The 15,483-nt window shown below is 62.6% G+C and carries 15 protein-coding genes; 13 read left to right on the top strand and 2 right to left on the bottom strand.

Annotated elements, in window-relative coordinates; translation table 11 throughout:
* Positions 1-190: 190 nt before the first annotated feature.
* From topA to TQ29_RS05420, 3 genes are all read left to right on the top strand, one after another.
* The gene (gene topA, locus TQ29_RS05430; RefSeq protein WP_054538333.1) at positions 191-2,698 is read left to right on the top strand and encodes a type I DNA topoisomerase; all 2,508 of its coding nucleotides are present in this window, start codon (positions 191-193) and stop codon (positions 2,696-2,698) included.
* A 135-nt stretch (positions 2,699-2,833) separates the two neighbouring features.
* The gene (locus TQ29_RS05425) at positions 2,834-3,532 is read left to right on the top strand and encodes a CoA transferase subunit A (protein ID WP_054538332.1); all 699 of its coding nucleotides are present in this window, start codon (positions 2,834-2,836) and stop codon (positions 3,530-3,532) included.
* Between the two features lie 9 nt (positions 3,533-3,541).
* Positions 3,542-4,171 (top strand): 3-oxoacid CoA-transferase subunit B, encoded by a 630-nt coding sequence (locus TQ29_RS05420; protein WP_054538331.1) that lies wholly within the window; start codon positions 3,542-3,544, stop codon positions 4,169-4,171.
* 74 nt (positions 4,172-4,245) lie between these two features.
* Here the strand turns inward: TQ29_RS05420 and TQ29_RS05415 are convergent, their stop codons facing one another.
* Positions 4,246-4,629 carry a hypothetical protein gene (locus TQ29_RS05415; protein WP_157445518.1) on the bottom strand — a complete coding sequence of 128 codons (384 nt, stop codon included), beginning with the start codon at positions 4,627-4,629 and terminating at the stop codon, positions 4,246-4,248.
* A 179-nt stretch (positions 4,630-4,808) separates the two neighbouring features.
* Complete coding sequence (locus tag TQ29_RS05410; protein WP_054538329.1) at positions 4,809-5,618, bottom strand: lytic transglycosylase domain-containing protein; 810 nt, start codon at positions 5,616-5,618, stop codon at positions 4,809-4,811.
* A gap of 366 nt (positions 5,619-5,984) precedes the next feature.
* On the opposite strand from TQ29_RS05410, the gene TQ29_RS05405 reads away from it, so the two are divergent.
* The 10 genes from TQ29_RS05405 (at position 5,985) to TQ29_RS05360 (ending at position 15,457) form a co-directional block, all read left to right on the top strand.
* Entirely contained in the window at positions 5,985-6,179 is a 195-nt protein-coding gene (locus TQ29_RS05405; RefSeq protein WP_054538328.1) for a Flp family type IVb pilin, read from the top strand.
* Between the two features lie 233 nt (positions 6,180-6,412).
* Entirely contained in the window at positions 6,413-6,601 is a 189-nt protein-coding gene (locus TQ29_RS05400) for a hypothetical protein (RefSeq protein WP_037209672.1), read from the top strand.
* A gap of 187 nt (positions 6,602-6,788) precedes the next feature.
* Entirely contained in the window at positions 6,789-7,631 is an 843-nt protein-coding gene (cpaB, locus tag TQ29_RS05395) for a Flp pilus assembly protein CpaB (protein WP_054538327.1), read from the top strand.
* Between the two features lie 209 nt (positions 7,632-7,840).
* Complete coding sequence (locus tag TQ29_RS05390) at positions 7,841-9,271, top strand: type II and III secretion system protein family protein (protein WP_054538326.1); 1,431 nt, start codon at positions 7,841-7,843, stop codon at positions 9,269-9,271.
* A gap of 5 nt (positions 9,272-9,276) precedes the next feature.
* The gene (locus tag TQ29_RS05385) at positions 9,277-9,936 is read left to right on the top strand and encodes an OmpA family protein (RefSeq protein WP_054540333.1); all 660 of its coding nucleotides are present in this window, start codon (positions 9,277-9,279) and stop codon (positions 9,934-9,936) included.
* Between the two features lie 228 nt (positions 9,937-10,164).
* Complete coding sequence (locus TQ29_RS05380; protein WP_054538325.1) at positions 10,165-11,430, top strand: AAA family ATPase; 1,266 nt, start codon at positions 10,165-10,167, stop codon at positions 11,428-11,430.
* A 28-nt stretch (positions 11,431-11,458) separates the two neighbouring features.
* Positions 11,459-12,898, top strand: a complete 1,440-nt coding sequence (locus TQ29_RS05375; RefSeq protein WP_037209682.1) for a CpaF family protein — start codon at positions 11,459-11,461, stop codon at positions 12,896-12,898.
* A 6-nt stretch (positions 12,899-12,904) separates the two neighbouring features.
* Entirely contained in the window at positions 12,905-13,873 is a 969-nt protein-coding gene (locus TQ29_RS05370) for a type II secretion system F family protein (protein WP_054538324.1), read from the top strand.
* Between the two features lie 17 nt (positions 13,874-13,890).
* Positions 13,891-14,886 carry a type II secretion system F family protein gene (locus tag TQ29_RS05365; RefSeq protein ID WP_054538323.1) on the top strand — a complete coding sequence of 332 codons (996 nt, stop codon included), beginning with the start codon at positions 13,891-13,893 and terminating at the stop codon, positions 14,884-14,886.
* 4 nt (positions 14,887-14,890) lie between these two features.
* Positions 14,891-15,457, top strand: coding sequence for a tetratricopeptide repeat protein (locus tag TQ29_RS05360; protein ID WP_054538322.1), 567 nt, complete (start codon positions 14,891-14,893; stop codon positions 15,455-15,457).
* Positions 15,458-15,483: the final 26 nt, after the last annotated feature.

Genomic DNA, 15,483 nt, shown 5'->3' with positions numbered 1-15,483 from the left:
CGCGCCAAGCGCTCTTTCACCGCAAAACAGCGATGGCCACCCCGCCGCGCCCCCGATGCCCCGATATTCACCACTATAGTGGTGCGGCCGGCCGCACCCGGTGGCAGTGTCGCCAACGCATTGACAATCTCGCCGCATGCGCCACATCTTGCGCCGCCATGGGCCCCCTGCCCGACTCGAAAGGAAATTCATGCCTGTTGTCGTTGTTGAGTCCCCAGCCAAAGCCAAGACAATCAATAAATATCTGGGCTCCGACTACACTGTGCTTGCCTCCTACGGCCATGTCCGAGACCTGCCGCCGAAGGACGGGTCGGTGGATACCGAGCATGATTTCGAGATGAAATGGGAAGTGGCCAGTGACAGCAAGAAACATGTCAAGGCCATCGCCGACGCCCTGAAAGACGACAACACCCTGATCCTCGCCACCGACCCCGACCGCGAAGGAGAGGCGATCAGTTGGCATCTCGAGGAAACCCTGCGCAAGCGCAAGGCGATCAAGAAAGACACCGCTGTCAGCCGCGTGGTGTTCAATGCCATCACCAAATCCGCCGTCACCGAGGCGATGAAGAACCCGCGCCAGGTCGACGAACCGCTGGTTCACGCCTATCTGGCCCGCCGCGCGCTGGATTACCTGGTGGGCTTCAACCTGTCGCCGGTGCTGTGGCGCAAGCTGCCCGGCGCGAAATCGGCGGGCCGGGTGCAATCGGTCTGCCTGCGCCTGATCGTCGAGCGCGAGATGGAGATCGAGGCGTTCCGCGCCCGCGAATACTGGACGGTCAAGGCGATCCTGACCACCCCGCGCGGCCAGAGCTATGAGGCGCGGCTGACGGTACTGGGCGGCAAGAAGCTCGATAAGTTCGATCTGGCCAACGAAACCGCCGCTGAACTGGCGGTGCAGGCGATCAACAGCCGCGATCTGACGGTGAAATCGGTCGAGGCGAAACCCGCCAGCCGCAACCCCAGCGCGCCGTTCATGACCTCGACCCTGCAGCAGGAGGCGAGCCGCAAGTTCGGCTTCGGCGCGCGCCAGACCATGAGCACGGCGCAGCGCCTCTATGAGGCGGGCTATATCACCTACATGCGGACCGATGGCATCGACATGGCGCCCGAGGCGGTGATGGCCGCGCGCGACGCGATCAAGGATCGCTATGGCGAGGATTACGTGCCCAAAAGCCCGCGCATGTACAAGAACAAGGCCAAGAACGCGCAGGAAGCGCATGAATGTATCCGCCCCACCGACATGACCCGCGACGCGGCCAGCCTCAAGGTGTCGGAGCCCGACCAGCGCAAGCTTTACGATCTGATCTGGAAACGCACGCTGGCCAGCCAGATGGCCGCCGCCCGGATGGAGCGTACCACGGTCGACGTGGGCAGCGCCGACGGCCAGGTCGAGCTGCGCGCCACCGGCCAGGTCGTGTTGTTCGACGGGTTCATGAAGGTCTACGAAGAAGGCCGCGACGATGTGGTGGTCGACGATGACGACAAGCGCTTGCCGCAGATCGCGCAGGGCGAACCCGCGGCCAAGCAAAGCGTGACCCCGGAGCAGCATTTCACCCAGCCGCCGCCGCGCTATACCGAGGCCACGCTGGTCAAGCGGATGGAAGAGCTGGGCATCGGGCGCCCCTCCACCTACGCGTCGATCGTGACCACGATCCAGGATCGCGGTTATGTGAAGAAAGACCAGAACCGCCTGATCCCCGAAGACAAGGGCCGGCTGGTAACGGCCTTTCTGGAGAATTACTTCCGCAAATACGTGGGCTATGACTTCACCGCCGATCTTGAATCCGAACTGGATGACATTTCCGCCGGCGAGCGCGATTACCATGAGGTCCTCGCGCGGTTCTGGCGTGATTTTTCGGCCGCGATCGCCGAAACCGCCGATCTGCGCATCACCGAGGTTCTGGACAAGATCGACGAGGTTCTGGCGCCGCATCTGTTCCCGCCCAAGGAAGATGGCACCGATCCGCGGCTCTGCCCCAAATGCGGCGCCGGGCGGCTGAACCTGAAAACCGCGCGCTCCGGCGGGGCGTTCATCGGTTGCTCGAACTATCCCGAATGCCGCTATACCCGGCCGCTGTCGGCCCCCAACGGCGATGACGGCAGCGCCGAGCTGGATGGCAAGATCCTGGGCCATGACGGCGAAGAGGAAATCACCCTGCGCATGGGCCGTTTCGGCCCCTATGTGCAGCGCGGCGAGCCGACCGAAGAGGTACCCAAACCGCCGCGCGCCTCTCTGCCCAAGGGCTGGGAGCCGGCTGAGATCGATCTGGACAAGGCGCTGCTGCTGCTCAGCCTGCCGCGCGAGATCGGGCCGCACCCGGAGGATGGCGAGCCGGTCGAGGCGGGCATCGGGCGCTATGGCCCTTATGTCAAACACGGGCGCATCTACGCCAACCTGCCCGATGTCGAAGAGGTTTTCACCGTCGGCATGAACCGCGCGGTCGAGGTGCTGGCCCAGAAAGCCGCCAAGACGGGGCGCGGGCGCGCCGCCGCCAAGCCGCTGAAGGAGTTGGGCGAGCATCCCGAAAAGGGCGGCGCGGTCAATGTGATGGAGGGGCGCTACGGCCCTTATGTCAAATGGGAAAAGGTGAATGCCACCCTGCCCAAGGACGTCGAGCCGGCGGATGTGACCATGGAAATGGCGGTCGGGCTGATCGCTGAAAAGGCGGCCAAGAAGGGCGGGCGAAAGAAGAAATAGCCCCCTGCCCGTGTGCCGCCGGCCCTTGCGGGGGCGACCGGCGCCGCTTGTTCGGAATTACGAAGGGCCAATTCATTGACTCTGCGGAACACCGGCGTCAAAACATCCGACAATTACGCTCTTGGGGAGACATCCATGAAAAAGGTTTACGGCTCGGCGTCAGAGGCTCTTGATGGGCTTCTGTTCGACGGCATGTTCATCGCGGCGGGGGGCTTTGGCCTGTGCGGCATTCCCGAACTTCTGATTGACGCGATCAAGACGGCGGGAACCAAAGACCTGACCTTCGCCTCCAACAACGCCGGGGTTGATGATTTCGGCATCGGCCTGCTGCTGCAGACCAAGCAGGTCAAGAAGATGATCAGCTCCTACGTGGGCGAGAACGCCGAATTCATGCGCCAGTACCTGTCAGGCGAGCTGGAGCTGGAGTTCAACCCGCAGGGCACCCTGGCCGAGCGCATGCGCGCCGGCGGCGCCGGCATCCCCGGGTTCTACACCAAGACCGGCGTCGGCACCGTGATCGCCGATGGCAAGGAACACAAGGACTTCGACGGCGAGACCTACATACTGGAGCAGGGTATCGTCGCCGATCTGGCCATCGTGAAGGCCTGGAAGGCGGATGCGACCGGCAACTTGGTGTTCCGCAAGACCGCGCGCAACTTCAACGCGCCCGCCGCCACCTGCGGCAAGATCTGTGTGGCCGAGGTGGAAGAGATCGTGCCGACCGGCAGCCTGGACCCCGATTGTATCCACCTGCCCGGCATCTATGTGCATCGCCTGATCGCGGGCGAGCACGAAAAACGCATCGAACAGCGCACCACGCGCCCTGCGGCATAAGGAGAGCGTATCATGTGGGATCGTAATCAAATGGCCGCCCGCGCGGCGCAGGAGCTGGAAGACGGCTGGTATGTGAACCTTGGCATCGGCATTCCGACGCTGGTGTCGAACTACATCCCCGAGGGCGTGCATGTGACGCTGCAATCGGAAAACGGGATGCTGGGCATGGGCCCCTTCCCGACCGAGGATGAGGTGGATGCCGATCTGATCAACGCCGGCAAGCAGACGATCACCGAGCTGCCGCAGACCGCCTATTTCGACAGCGCGACAAGCTTTGCGATGATCCGTGGCGGCAAGATCGCGATGGCGATCCTGGGCGCGATGGAAGTGGCCGAGAATGGCGATCTGGCCAACTGGATGATCCCGGGCAAGCTGGTCAAGGGCATGGGCGGCGCGATGGATCTGGTGGCAGGCGTAGGCCGTGTGGTCGTGGTCATGGACCACACCAACAAGCATGGCGACAGCAAGCTGCTGAAGGAATGCACGCTGCCGCTGACCGGCAAGGGCGTGGTGGACCGGATCATCACCAATCTGGGCGTTCTGGATGTGGTGGAGGGCGGCCTGAAGATCGTCGAGACCGCCGAGGGCGTCACCGAGCAAGAACTGCGCGCCGCCACCGAGGCAACCATCGTCGGCTGATCGGCCAGACGCCGGAACGATAGACGAGGGCCAACCGGCCCTCGTTGTTTTTTTCACGGGTGCCTTCGCCCCGTTTATCCGTCGGCGTCATTCTTCAACTGGTCGAAGATCGCGGCGGCGCGGGCGTTGACGATGCCATTGCCAGCCACGGTGCCGGTGTTGCCCACGAACAGGCGATCATTGCCATCATCGCTCGCGGCGTTGAGGTTGGCGAAAATCTCGGCCGCAGAGGAATTGACGGCACCCCGACTGGCGGGACCCGAGTGTCCGGCAGTCGTCGGCAGAACGGCCCCGGATTTCGCGAACAGCCGGTCATTGCCATCGTCGCTTTGGCGCGAGATATCCGTGCTGATCCGCGCGGCCGTGCCATTCACATAACCAGAGGCGTCAAACGTACCGGCAAAGACCGGGGCGGAAACACCGACGAGCAGAGCGGTTGTCAGAGCAAGTTTTTTCATTTCGGTCATCCTTTTGAATTTCGACATGGCGGGGATATTCCCGCCTTGTGAACCTTAGTTGGGTGGGATGACTCCTCCCTTCAACGCACAAAAGCGTGAGCATTATCAGCAATTTGTTCAAATCTGCACATAAGCTGTGGAAATTTGGAACGTTGTAAACGCAGCAGGGCTGAGCAGGATCAGAGCGTATCAAGCGCCCGCAGGACACAACCGTCGCTGATCAGCTCTGGCGGGGTCGCGCACAGGCCGCGCGCCACGGTCCAGGCTGACAGGACCTTGGGAACATAGTCGCGCGTCTCTGGATAATCGGGCACGCCGCCATTGTCGCTGACAGCGGTTTCGCCCGCGTTATAGGCCGCCAGCACCAGAACCGGGTCGCGCTCGAAGGCCGACATCAGCCAGTCCAGATAAGCCACACCCGCGCGGATGTTCTGCGACGGGTCCGACGGATCCTCGATCCCGAACCGCGCGGCGGTGGCGGGCATCAGCTGCATCAGCCCCGACGCACCCTTGGGGCTGACGGCATCGGCGCTGCCGCCGCTTTCAACCCCGATCACGGCAAGAACCAGCGCCGGCGACACCTGCGTGCCCGCCGTGGCGATCAGGATTTCCGCCCCGAACTCCTGGGCGATCTGCTGCAGATCCCCAAGCCGGGGCGCATGAACGCGCGCCCCGCCCGGCCCGTTTGCCAAGGCTGCCACCGCCGGGCCCAGCCGCCCGGGCGCACTGTCCTGCCGGGCCGGAGAGACCACCTCCCAGTACCAGCCGTAGCGCGCCCCTCCAGCCGGGGGTGCCTCTGCCGCCTCTTCGCCGGGCGGCGGCGTGAAGGGTTTGGGCGCGATCTGGACCGTGATCCGCCGCGATGCGCCCGGCGCCGGGGGCTTTGCCCGTTTGAACGTGAACTCCGGAAACGGCGGCGGCGCCTCGCCCAGCCCCGGCGTCGCGGCCAGCGCGGCCGCAATGAGAATGACGGAACCTGTGCGGCGCATCTATCGGATCCTGCTCCAATCCGGCGTTGTTTGGAAAATTATCGCAAAATTCCTCTTTTGATACCACCAAAAGCATGACGCTGCGGCAGGTGACAGACGATTCCCGACCCGGAAAAGCTGTACCTCGGGGACCTTCGGAAAAAATCTTATCACTTTTTTTCGTTTATAATCAGTATGTTATAAAGATCCACCCCGACTTTTCCGGGCTTACAAAAATTGTCTTAACTGCGCCCAACTCCTGCCCCAATCCAACGGCTTATTAGGGCCATGCCACGGCGGGGATCGGGCCAACACAGAGGCCGGCCCGAGACGATCCAAAGAGGCGAACTGAAACGAGCTAACGATCTTAACTGAGAGGGACTTCCAATGAAACTGTTCGAAATGATCAAAAACTTCCACAATGACGAATCCGGCGCCGTGACCGTTGACTGGGTTGTGCTGACCGCTGCGGTCGTTGGCCTGGGCTTCGCTGTTCTGGGCACCGTCAAGGGCGGCCTGACCACTCTGGGTTCCGCCATCTCCACCGAAGTTGGTGGTGTAACGGTTGCTGCCGGCGACTAATGCGCGCCCCGGCATCCGCCGACGAAAATCAAATGCCGCGCCTCAGGGTGCGGCATTTTCCTTTTGAAACAAACAGTTTCGCTAAAACCCAAATCGCCGATCAACCAGCAGGATATGGCCATTTTTTCGCCCCAATATGCAGGCAGTGTCGCCGCCGAGAGGGTTGTGGGCGCAAGGTCCGTCGAAGGTCTGCGACCGGATCGCGTGGCGGCAAGAGCACTATGGAGAGCGCAATGCGCAGCAGTTTGAAAACATTTCTAGCCGCCGAAGACGGTGCCGTCACCGTCGATTGGGTGGTGCTGACCGCGGCCGTGGTCGGCATGGCCTTTGCCGTCATGGTGATCTTCAACAACGGCCCGGCCAACCTGGCCACGACCTTTGCCACGAAGGTCGGCGCGATTTCGGTGAAGGCGGGAGACTGATCGCCCGCCACCTGAGGGGCGAACGGACAACGCTCTGTTCACGGTTTCGCAAAAGTCCTTTCTTTGGCCGCGTTGGGCCCAAGCTTTTGCCGCAATTTCAGGGCAGGGTTTAATCGACAAACAAGCATCGCTTTGACCGGCCTGAAACGGGCGACGGACATGCGAAAATTACGAGGGTGAATGTATCATGCGGCTGGTATTTGGTTTGGTTCTGCTTGTCGGTTTGGGGCTCGCGGGGTTCGCGGTTTACATGGCCCAGGGGTATATCTCGCAATATCAGGTCGCGTTGGCGCAGGAGAAATCGGCGCGCGCGAACCAGATCAAGCTGACAGAGATCTACGTCGCCAACCGCGCCCTGGCCTATGGCGAAACCTTCACGCTTGAAGACGCGACGCTGGTCAAATGGCCGGCCGAGGTTGTGCCCGAGGGCGCATTCGCGACCGAGGATGAGCTTTTCCCCGAAGGCGCCGAAAATGCCCGCACCGTGCTGCGCCCGATCGAAGCCAACGAACCGCTTCTGGCCATCAAGGTCACTGCCCCCGGCGAAGACGCGGGCATCACCTCGCGCCTGAGCAAGGGCATGCGTGCCTTCGCCATCAGCGTCGACGTGAAATCCGGCGTCTCCGGCTTTCTGCGCCCCGGCGACCGGGTCGATGTCTACTGGACAGGCTCTGTCCGGGAACGCGCCAAGGTGACCAAGCTGATCGAGGCCGGCGTGCGCCTGATCGCCGTGGACCAGACCGCCGACGAAAACCGCTCCAGCCCCGCCATCGCCCGCACCGTAACGGTCGAGGCCAGCCCGCGGCAGGTCGCGGCCCTGGCGCAGGCCCAATCGACCGGGCAGCTCTCGCTGTCGCTGGTCGGCGCCCAGGACGAGACGGTTTCCTCGGCTGTCGAGATCGACCAGAACCAGCTTCTGGGCATCGAGGAAGAGCAAAAAGTCGTCGAGGCAGCGAAACCCGAGGTCTGCACCATCCGGACGCGGCGCGGATCCGAGGTGCTGGAAATCCCGATCCCCTGCACCAACTAAACGCCTGAGAACAACAGCTTGGCGCGGCTTCACCGGATGGGGAGCCGCGCTTTTCCGTTCTGTGGCAAAACCCGTCTGTTGCGCCTTATCCACATAAGTATCCGCGCCCAACCGCTTGATTCTTGCAAAAAAACGACAATTGCCGCATTCTGCGCGGTAACAGGGCAAAAAAGACCCGCATTGAGGCGTGATCGGAGAGGCAGGATCACATGAATTTAAAGACGTTCTTTCAGGCGGCCCTTCTCGGCGCCGCCATGAATCTTGGTCACGCACCCGTCGCGGGCGCGGAAACGCTTCGGGTGATGCAGGGCAGCGCGTCCAGCAAACTCAGCGTGCCGATGAACCAGGCCGTTGTCGTGGAAAGCGATGTGGCCTTCGCCGAATTGTCCATCGCCAACCCTTCGATCGCCGATATCTCCACCTTGTCGGATCGCACCATCTATGTACTGGGCAGGGAGCCGGGCCGCACCACGCTGACGCTGCTCGGGCCGGACGGCCGCCTGATCACCAATGTCGAGATCCGCGTGACCGCCGATGTCAGCGAACTGAAAGAGCGGCTGCGCGAAGTCATCCCGGGCGAGGCCATCGAGGTGCGCCCGGCCAATGACGGCCTGGTGCTGTCGGGCACCGTTTCCTCTTCGCTCGTGGTCGACCGGGCGCTTGATCTGGCGCAGCGCTATGCGCCGGGGCGGGTCTCCAACCTGATGATGGTCGGCGGCAGCCAGCAGGTGCTGCTGAAGGTGCGCTTTGCCGAAATGAACCGCTCGGTCCGCAAGAGCCTGTCGGCCAGCATGGCCGTCAACGGCATCGGCAGCGGCGGCGATATCGGCTATACCGGCGGCAACGGCACCTTTACCGAAGGCGACAATCTGCTCAACCTGTTCGACGGCGACAGCGCCACCAACGTGGGACGCACGGGCGAGAGCACGGGCGTTTTTTCCTTCGGCATCGGCGCCGGTGATGTTGAATTCGCCATCCTGCTGGAAGCGCTGGAAACCAAGGGCTTCGTGCGCACCCTGGCCGAACCGAACCTCACGGCCCTGTCGGGCCAGAAGGCCGAATTCCTGGCCGGTGGCGAATATCCCATCCCGGTTGCCAATGAAAACGGCGCCATCAGCGTCGATTTCCGCAAATTCGGCATCGTGCTTGAATTCACGCCGCGCGTGGTCGGGCCGAACATCAACCTGCGCATGAACGCAGAGGTCAGCGGCGTCGACCCCTCGGTCAGCTACACCGACGGCGCCGTGTCGATCGCCGGTTTTTCCAAGCGCTCGACGGCGACCACCGTGGAAATGCATGATGGCGAAAGCTTTGCCATCGCCGGCCTGTTGCAGGATGATTTCTCTTCGCTCAAGGGGCAGGTTCCCTGGCTGGGTGACATCCCGATCCTCGGCGCGCTGTTCCGCAGCTCCGAGTATAACCGGCAGCAAAGTGAACTGGTGATCATCGTCACCGCGCATCTGGTGACCCCGACCACCGGAGAGGCATTCGCCCTGCCGACCGACCGTGTGCGCCCCCCCACCGAAAGCGAATTGTTCCTGTTCGGCCAGGTCGCCGCCCCCAACCGCCCCAGAAACGGCCCCGCGGGCGAGGTCGCCCGGCAGGATTTTTCGGGCTCCTACGGCTATGTGATGGAGTGATGGCCATGCGCGCGCCCTTTGCCCTTGTGACGACTGCCGCACTCATGACGCTGGGCGCCTGTTCGCCGCAAAGCGCGATCAGCTTCTATTCGCCCGCCGGCGCCACGCTGGACGATGGCAGCTTCGGAAACTCGACCGTGAACAATATCCAGGTGATGACAGGCGCGCGGAACCTCGCGGTCAGCCTGTCGCGCAAATTCGCGGCCGAAGTGCCCAGCACGGTCAATTTCGCCTTCAACAGCGCCGCGCTGGACGCCGACGCACAGGCCGCCCTGCGGTTGCAGGCCGCGTGGATCAAGGAATATTCGCTGGCAAAGTTCCGCGTCTATGGCCACACCGACAAGGTCGGCTCCGACGGCTACAACAAGGCGCTCGGCCTGCGCCGCGCGCGCACAGTGGTGAACTTCCTCGTGGCGCAGGGCATTTCCCGAGATCGGCTGGAGGCGGTCGTCTCTTACGGGGAAACCCAGCCGCTGATCGTGACCGAAGGCCGCGAACGCCGCAACCGCCGCACCGTGACCGAGGTGTCGGGTTTTCTGAAGCCGCGTGAACAGCTGCTCGACGGCAAATACGCCCTGTTCGAGTATGACGAATACATCCGCAGCGCCAACGAGATCAACACGGATGTGTCGCTTGAGCCGGATGCAGCCGCCGAAGAGCGCTGAGGCATGCGGGAAAGGCGGCTCTGCGCCGCCCTTCCACCTGCCCCGATCACCCAACAATTTCGGTTTTTAAGCCGTAATGTTGCCCAGATTACCATCCATCTTTTCCTGGAGTGAGCAGCAGATACGGCGCTGAGTCGTATCGGGATGGCTGTGGTGTGGGGAACGGAAAAAAATGAGATCGTCCCTCGAACGCGCCGCGGTGTCCTGCAACGGAAGGATGCATGAGCAATGACGGGCAGTGCAGCACTAATGCCAGAGCCGGCGCCGATCGTCGCCTGTACGGTGTCGCGGGATGTGCAGGATTTCGACCTTCTGATCGAGGATATGGAGGCCGAACTGGGGGAAAGCTGGGGGGATCTGTCATTTGACGATGCCGCCGCCTTCTTTACCCAACCTGATGCCGCCGGGCTGGAATTCGTGGCCATTGCTGTGGACAACCGGGATGAGCAGCAGCTCGGCTTCATCGGAGAGCTGATCCGCACCGCCAAGGAAAACCGCATCCGCGTGATCCTGATCGCCAGTGACGTCGGCGCCATGGCCCTGCATCAGTTGCTGCGTCTCGGCGCGGATGATTTCGTGCCCTACCCCCTGCCCGAGGGCGCGCTGCATGAATCGATCGAACGTCTGCGCACACCTGCGCCTGCGCCGCAACCCGCGCTGCCCGTCGCCACACATCCCGGCGAGTTCAGCAAGGCGCGCGGGCATGTGGCGGATCGCAACGGCATCGTGCTGCCGGTTCACGGCCTTGCGGGCGGTGTCGGCGCCTCCACATTCGCGGTGAACCTGGCGTGGGAGCTGGCCACCGTCACCAAGGAAGACGCGCCCAAGGTCTGCCTGCTTGACCTTGATCTGCAGTTCGGGTCGGCGTCGACCTATCTTGACCTGCCCCGCCGCGAAGCGGTCTACGAGCTGTTGGCCGACACCGCGTCGATGGACAACGAAAGCTTCATGCAGGCCATGCTGACCTTCAACGAAAAGCTGCATGTCCTGACCGCGCCGGCCGACATGCTGCCGCTGGAAATTCTGGCCTCGGAGGATGTCGCCCGGCTGATCGACACCGCCCGCGCGAATTTCGACTTCGTGATCATCGATATGCCCAAGACTCTTGTGCAGTGGACGGAAACCGCGCTGAGCCAGGCCCAAGTCTATTTCGCGCTGCTGGAGCTGGACATGCGATCGGCACAAAACACGCTGCGCATGATACGGGCGCTGAAAAGCGAAGAGCTGCCGTATGAAAAACTGCGCTACGTGCTGAACCGCGCGCCGAAATTCACCGATCTTTCCGGAAAGAGCCGCGCCAAGCGCATGGCCGAAAACCTGGATATCGACATCGAGATCATGCTGCCCGAAGGCGGCAAACCGGTCGCCCAGGCCGCCGATCACGGCCTGCCGCTGGCCGAAAGCGCGCCGAAAGCGCTTCTGCGCAAGGAAATTCACAAACTGGCCGTTTCGCTGCACGAGCATGCGCTGCAGGCGGCCGCGGCGGCGGGATGACCCGCCGCAACAGGTAGAGAGTCGAGCCATGTTTTCGCGTTATAAAAAACCAGCAGCGGGCGCAGGAACCCCGCCTTCCGCCGGACAGGCGGCGGCGCAGCCCACCCCCCAGGCCGCGGCGCCCCGCCCGACCATGGCCAAGCAAAAGCCCAAGCCGCCGGCCCAGCCCGTCCAGAGCGACAAGGACCGCAAGCGCAAGGAGCGGCTGGGCGAGATCAAGGTCGAGCTGCACCGGCGCCTGCTGGAAGACCTGAACCTTGCCGCCCTCGAACGGGCGAGCGAGGCCGATCTGAAGGCCGAGATTCAGTCGATCTCTTCAGAAGCGCTGGCCGAGATGAGCGTCGTTCTGAACAAGGAAGAACGCGGCGCGCTGAACCAGGATCTGTTCGACGAGGTGATGGGCCTGGGCCCACTGGAAACGCTTCTGAAGGACGACACGGTCAACGATATCCTGGTCAACGGCCCGCAACAGATCTTCGTGGAACGTTCGGGCAAGCTGGAACTCACCGAAATCACCTTCAAGGATGAAAAGCACCTGCTGCGGATCATCGACAAGATCGTGTCGGCCGTGGGCCGCCGGGTCGATGAATCCAATCCTTATGTTGACGCCCGCCTGGCCGACGGGTCGCGCTTCAACGCGATGGTGCCGCCGATCGCGGTGGATGGCAGCCTGGTTTCCATCCGGAAGTTCAAGAAGGAAAAGCTGGGCATTGACGATCTGGTCAGGTTCGGCGCCTTCACCGAGGAAATGGCCGTTTACCTTCAGGCCGCCGTGGCCTGCCGCCTGAACGTGATCGTGTCGGGCGGCACCGGGTCGGGCAAGACCACCACGCTGAACGCGCTGTCGTCGTTCATCGACAATTCCGAACGCATCCTGACGATCGAGGATACCGCCGAACTTCAGCTCCAGCAGACCCATGTCGGCCGGATGGAAAGCCGCCCCGCCAACGTCGAGGGCAAGGGCGCGGTCACCCAGCGCGACTGTCTGCGCAACGCCCTGCGGATGCGCCCCGACCGCATCATCGTCGGCGAGACCCGCGGCGAGGAAGTGATCGACATGCTGCAGGCGATGAACACCGGCCACGACGGGTCGATGACCACGATCCACGCCAACTCTGCCCGCGACGGCGTATCGCGTCTGGAAAACATGATCGCGATGGCGGGCATCGAAATGCCGCTGAAAGCCGTGCGCAGCCAGATTTCCAGCGCCGTGAACCTGATCGTGCAGGCCAGCCGCCTGCAGGACGGCAGCCGCCGCATGGTCTCGATCACCGAGATCACCGGCATGGAGGGCGAGGTGATCTCGATGCAGGAAGTGTTCCGCTACGAGCGGCTCGGGCTGGCGCCGGATGGCAAGATCATCGGCCGCTTCAACGCCACCGGCGTGCGCTCGCACTATTCCCAGCGCTTCAAGCAATGGGGCTATGACCTGCCACCAACCATCTTTGAACCCATCGCCGCGGAGTGAACGCACATGGTGCTCAGCGCAGAACCGATTATCTATGGCCTGATCTTCGTCGGCGTTCTGGCGCTGGTCGAGGGGCTGTATCTGACTGTCTTCGGCAAATCCATCAGTCTGAACAGCCGCGTGAACCGCCGGCTGGACATGCTGGAAAAGGGCGCCGACCGTGAACAGGTTCTGGAGCAGCTCCGCAAGGAGATGAGCCAGCATCTGAACGCCCGCGGCATCCCGCTCTATTCGATCCTGGCCGACAAGGCGCAGAAGGCGAACATCGCCTTTTCGCCCAAGGCGCTGATCATGATCATGGGGCTGTTGTCGGTGCTGGCTTTCCTGGGCCTGACCGTGGGCACCAGCGCATCGCTGCCGGCGCGGCTTCTGGTGTCTGTCGGGATGGGTGTGGGGGCGGTGTTCGTCTGGGTCAGCAACAAGGCCAAGAAACGCCTGAGCCTGGTCGAGGAACAGCTTCCCGAAGCTGTCGAACTGATGGTGCGCAGCCTGCGCGTGGGCCATCCGTTTTCCTCGGCGGTCAGTATCGTGGCTAAAGAGGTGCCCGACCCGCTGGGCACCGAGTTCGGCATGATCGCCGACGAAGCCGCCTATGGCCGCGACGTGTCGGAAAGCCTCAAGGATCTGGCCGAACGCATGGATATGCAGGATCTGCGTTTCCTCGCGGTGGCGGTGACGATCCAGCAGCAATCCGGCGGCAACCTGGCCGAGATCCTGGAAGGTCTGGCCAAGGTGATCCGCGCCCGGTTCAAGCTGTTTCGCAGGGTCAAGGCGATCACGGCGGAATCGAAATGGTCGGGCATGTTCCTGTCGGCCTTCCCGGTCATCGCCATCGTGGTGATCAACATCCTCAAGCCCGATTATTATGACGATGTAATCGACACCCCGGTCTTTATTCCGGCGGCCATCGCCGTGGGCGTGTTTCTGGTGATGAACGTGGTCTTCATGAAGATCATGGTCAACATCAAGGTATAGCGAGAACGGACACGGAAATGTTCAACACACTCACCCGCCTGCTGACGGAAAAACTGGGCCCGCTCGGGCCGCTCTATGCGGTTGGCATTCTGGGCGTCGTCTTCATCGCGCTGGCCCTTCCGATGCTGCTCAAGCGCAAGCCCGACCCGCTCGACCGGCTCAAGGCCGCGGGCGCAACCGCGCGCCAGACCAAGACGCAGAAGAAGGACGCGGACGAGGTGCGCCTGCGGCACGGCTCCAAATCGAGCGAAAAGCTCGACAAGTTCGCCACCTTTCTCGAGCCGCAGGATGAAGAGGAACTGACGGCGTCGCGGCTGAAGCTTCTGCGTGCCGGGTACCGCTCGAAATCGGCGGTGCGCACCTTCCACTTCGCGCAATTCGCGCTCGGGCTGGGGTTCCTGTTCCTGGGGGTGCTCTATGTGGTCATCCTGTCGGCCACCAGCGACGTGTCGATGCAAAAGGTGGTTCTGTCGATCCTGGTGCCGGGCGGGGCGGGATACTTCCTGCCGAAATACTGGGTCGAGCGGCGCGTTCAATCGCGGCAGGAACAGATCACCAACGGCTTTCCCGACAGCCTCGACATGATGCTTGTCTGCGTCGAGGCCGGGCAATCTCTCGATCAGTCGATCATCCGTGTGTCCAAGGAGCTGCGCGCCGGCTTTCCGGCGCTGGCCGAGGAATTCGAGATCGTGTCTTACGAGATCAAGGCCGGCAAGGACAAGATCACCGTGCTCAAGGACATGGGCGAGCGCTGCGGCGTGATGGACATTTCCTCTTTCGTGACCGTGCTGGTGCAATCGGCCACCTTCGGCACCTCGATCGCCGATGCGCTGCGGGTCTATGCCGGTGAAATGCGCGACAAACGTGTCATGCGGGCCGAGGAAAAGGCCAACAAGTTGCCCACAAAGCTCACCCTTGGTACGATGATGTTCACGCTTCCGCCTTTGTTGATTATTCTGATCGGACCTTCGGTTTATGGTATTGCGCAAATGATGGGCAACGTAGAATTCTGATTGCATGATCACGGCGCGGGCGGGGGTATTCACATTGGTCTGGCTTCTGGCCGCCTGTCAGACGACGGGCGGCCTTTCGCCTGTCTACAAGGGGCTTGCCCCGCCCCCCGGCACGCCGCGTATCACCGAGGCGGTTGACGGGCTGGTCGTCGGGCACAGGCTGATGGCGGCCGGGGAATACGAGCTGGCGCTGAAAGCCTATCTGCGCGCCGCGGCCGAAAACGGCACCGACGCGGATGTGTTCTCGGCCCTCGGCTCGGCCAACCTGCGGCTGGGCCGTCTGGGCCAGGCCGAAATCCTGTTGCGCGAAGCCATCAAGCGGGACGAGGAATTCGTGCCGGCCTGGAACAATCTGGGCGTCGTGCTGATGGAACAGGGCAAACCGGGCGAAGCGCGGCTGGTGTTCCAGAACGCCTTCGCGCTGGACAGCGCACAATCCGATGAAATCCGTGAAAACCTGCGCTTGGCTATCGCAAAATCGGAAAATCCCGCGTATGATGAGGGTGATAATAATAATTTCGATCTGGTGCGGCGGGGCGACGGGCGTTACCTGCTTCTCTCCACACCCTGAGGACAGAGCAGTATAAAGGACGCAAA

The organism is Actibacterium sp. EMB200-NS6 (assembly GCF_001305615.1).
GTDB lineage: Bacteria > Pseudomonadota > Alphaproteobacteria > Rhodobacterales > Rhodobacteraceae > Actibacterium_A > Actibacterium_A naphthalenivorans.
This window is presented reverse-complemented; position numbering and strand designations above follow the sequence as displayed.

What these genes read in the sequence shown, in the direction of transcription:
- topA (WP_054538333.1), top strand. Translation starts at nt 191, where the DNA reads ATGCCTGTTGTCGTTGTTGAGTCCCCAGCCAAAGCCAAGACAATCAAT.
- TQ29_RS05425 (WP_054538332.1), top strand. Translation starts at nt 2,834, where the DNA reads ATGAAAAAGGTTTACGGCTCGGCGTCAGAGGCTCTTGATGGGCTTCTG.
- TQ29_RS05415 (WP_157445518.1), bottom strand. Translation starts at nt 4,629, where the DNA reads ATGAAAAAACTTGCTCTGACAACCGCTCTGCTCGTCGGTGTTTCCGCC.
- TQ29_RS05410 (WP_054538329.1), bottom strand. Translation starts at nt 5,618, where the DNA reads ATGCGCCGCACAGGTTCCGTCATTCTCATTGCGGCCGCGCTGGCCGCG.
- TQ29_RS05405 (WP_054538328.1), top strand. Translation starts at nt 5,985, where the DNA reads ATGAAACTGTTCGAAATGATCAAAAACTTCCACAATGACGAATCCGGC.
- TQ29_RS05400 (WP_037209672.1), top strand. Translation starts at nt 6,413, where the DNA reads ATGCGCAGCAGTTTGAAAACATTTCTAGCCGCCGAAGACGGTGCCGTC.
- cpaB (WP_054538327.1), top strand. Translation starts at nt 6,789, where the DNA reads ATGCGGCTGGTATTTGGTTTGGTTCTGCTTGTCGGTTTGGGGCTCGCG.
- TQ29_RS05390 (WP_054538326.1), top strand. Translation starts at nt 7,841, where the DNA reads ATGAATTTAAAGACGTTCTTTCAGGCGGCCCTTCTCGGCGCCGCCATG.
- TQ29_RS05385 (WP_054540333.1), top strand. Translation starts at nt 9,277, where the DNA reads ATGCGCGCGCCCTTTGCCCTTGTGACGACTGCCGCACTCATGACGCTG.
- TQ29_RS05380 (WP_054538325.1), top strand. Translation starts at nt 10,165, where the DNA reads ATGACGGGCAGTGCAGCACTAATGCCAGAGCCGGCGCCGATCGTCGCC.
- TQ29_RS05375 (WP_037209682.1), top strand. Translation starts at nt 11,459, where the DNA reads ATGTTTTCGCGTTATAAAAAACCAGCAGCGGGCGCAGGAACCCCGCCT.
- TQ29_RS05370 (WP_054538324.1), top strand. Translation starts at nt 12,905, where the DNA reads ATGGTGCTCAGCGCAGAACCGATTATCTATGGCCTGATCTTCGTCGGC.
- TQ29_RS05365 (WP_054538323.1), top strand. Translation starts at nt 13,891, where the DNA reads ATGTTCAACACACTCACCCGCCTGCTGACGGAAAAACTGGGCCCGCTC.
- TQ29_RS05360 (WP_054538322.1), top strand. Translation starts at nt 14,891, where the DNA reads ATGATCACGGCGCGGGCGGGGGTATTCACATTGGTCTGGCTTCTGGCC.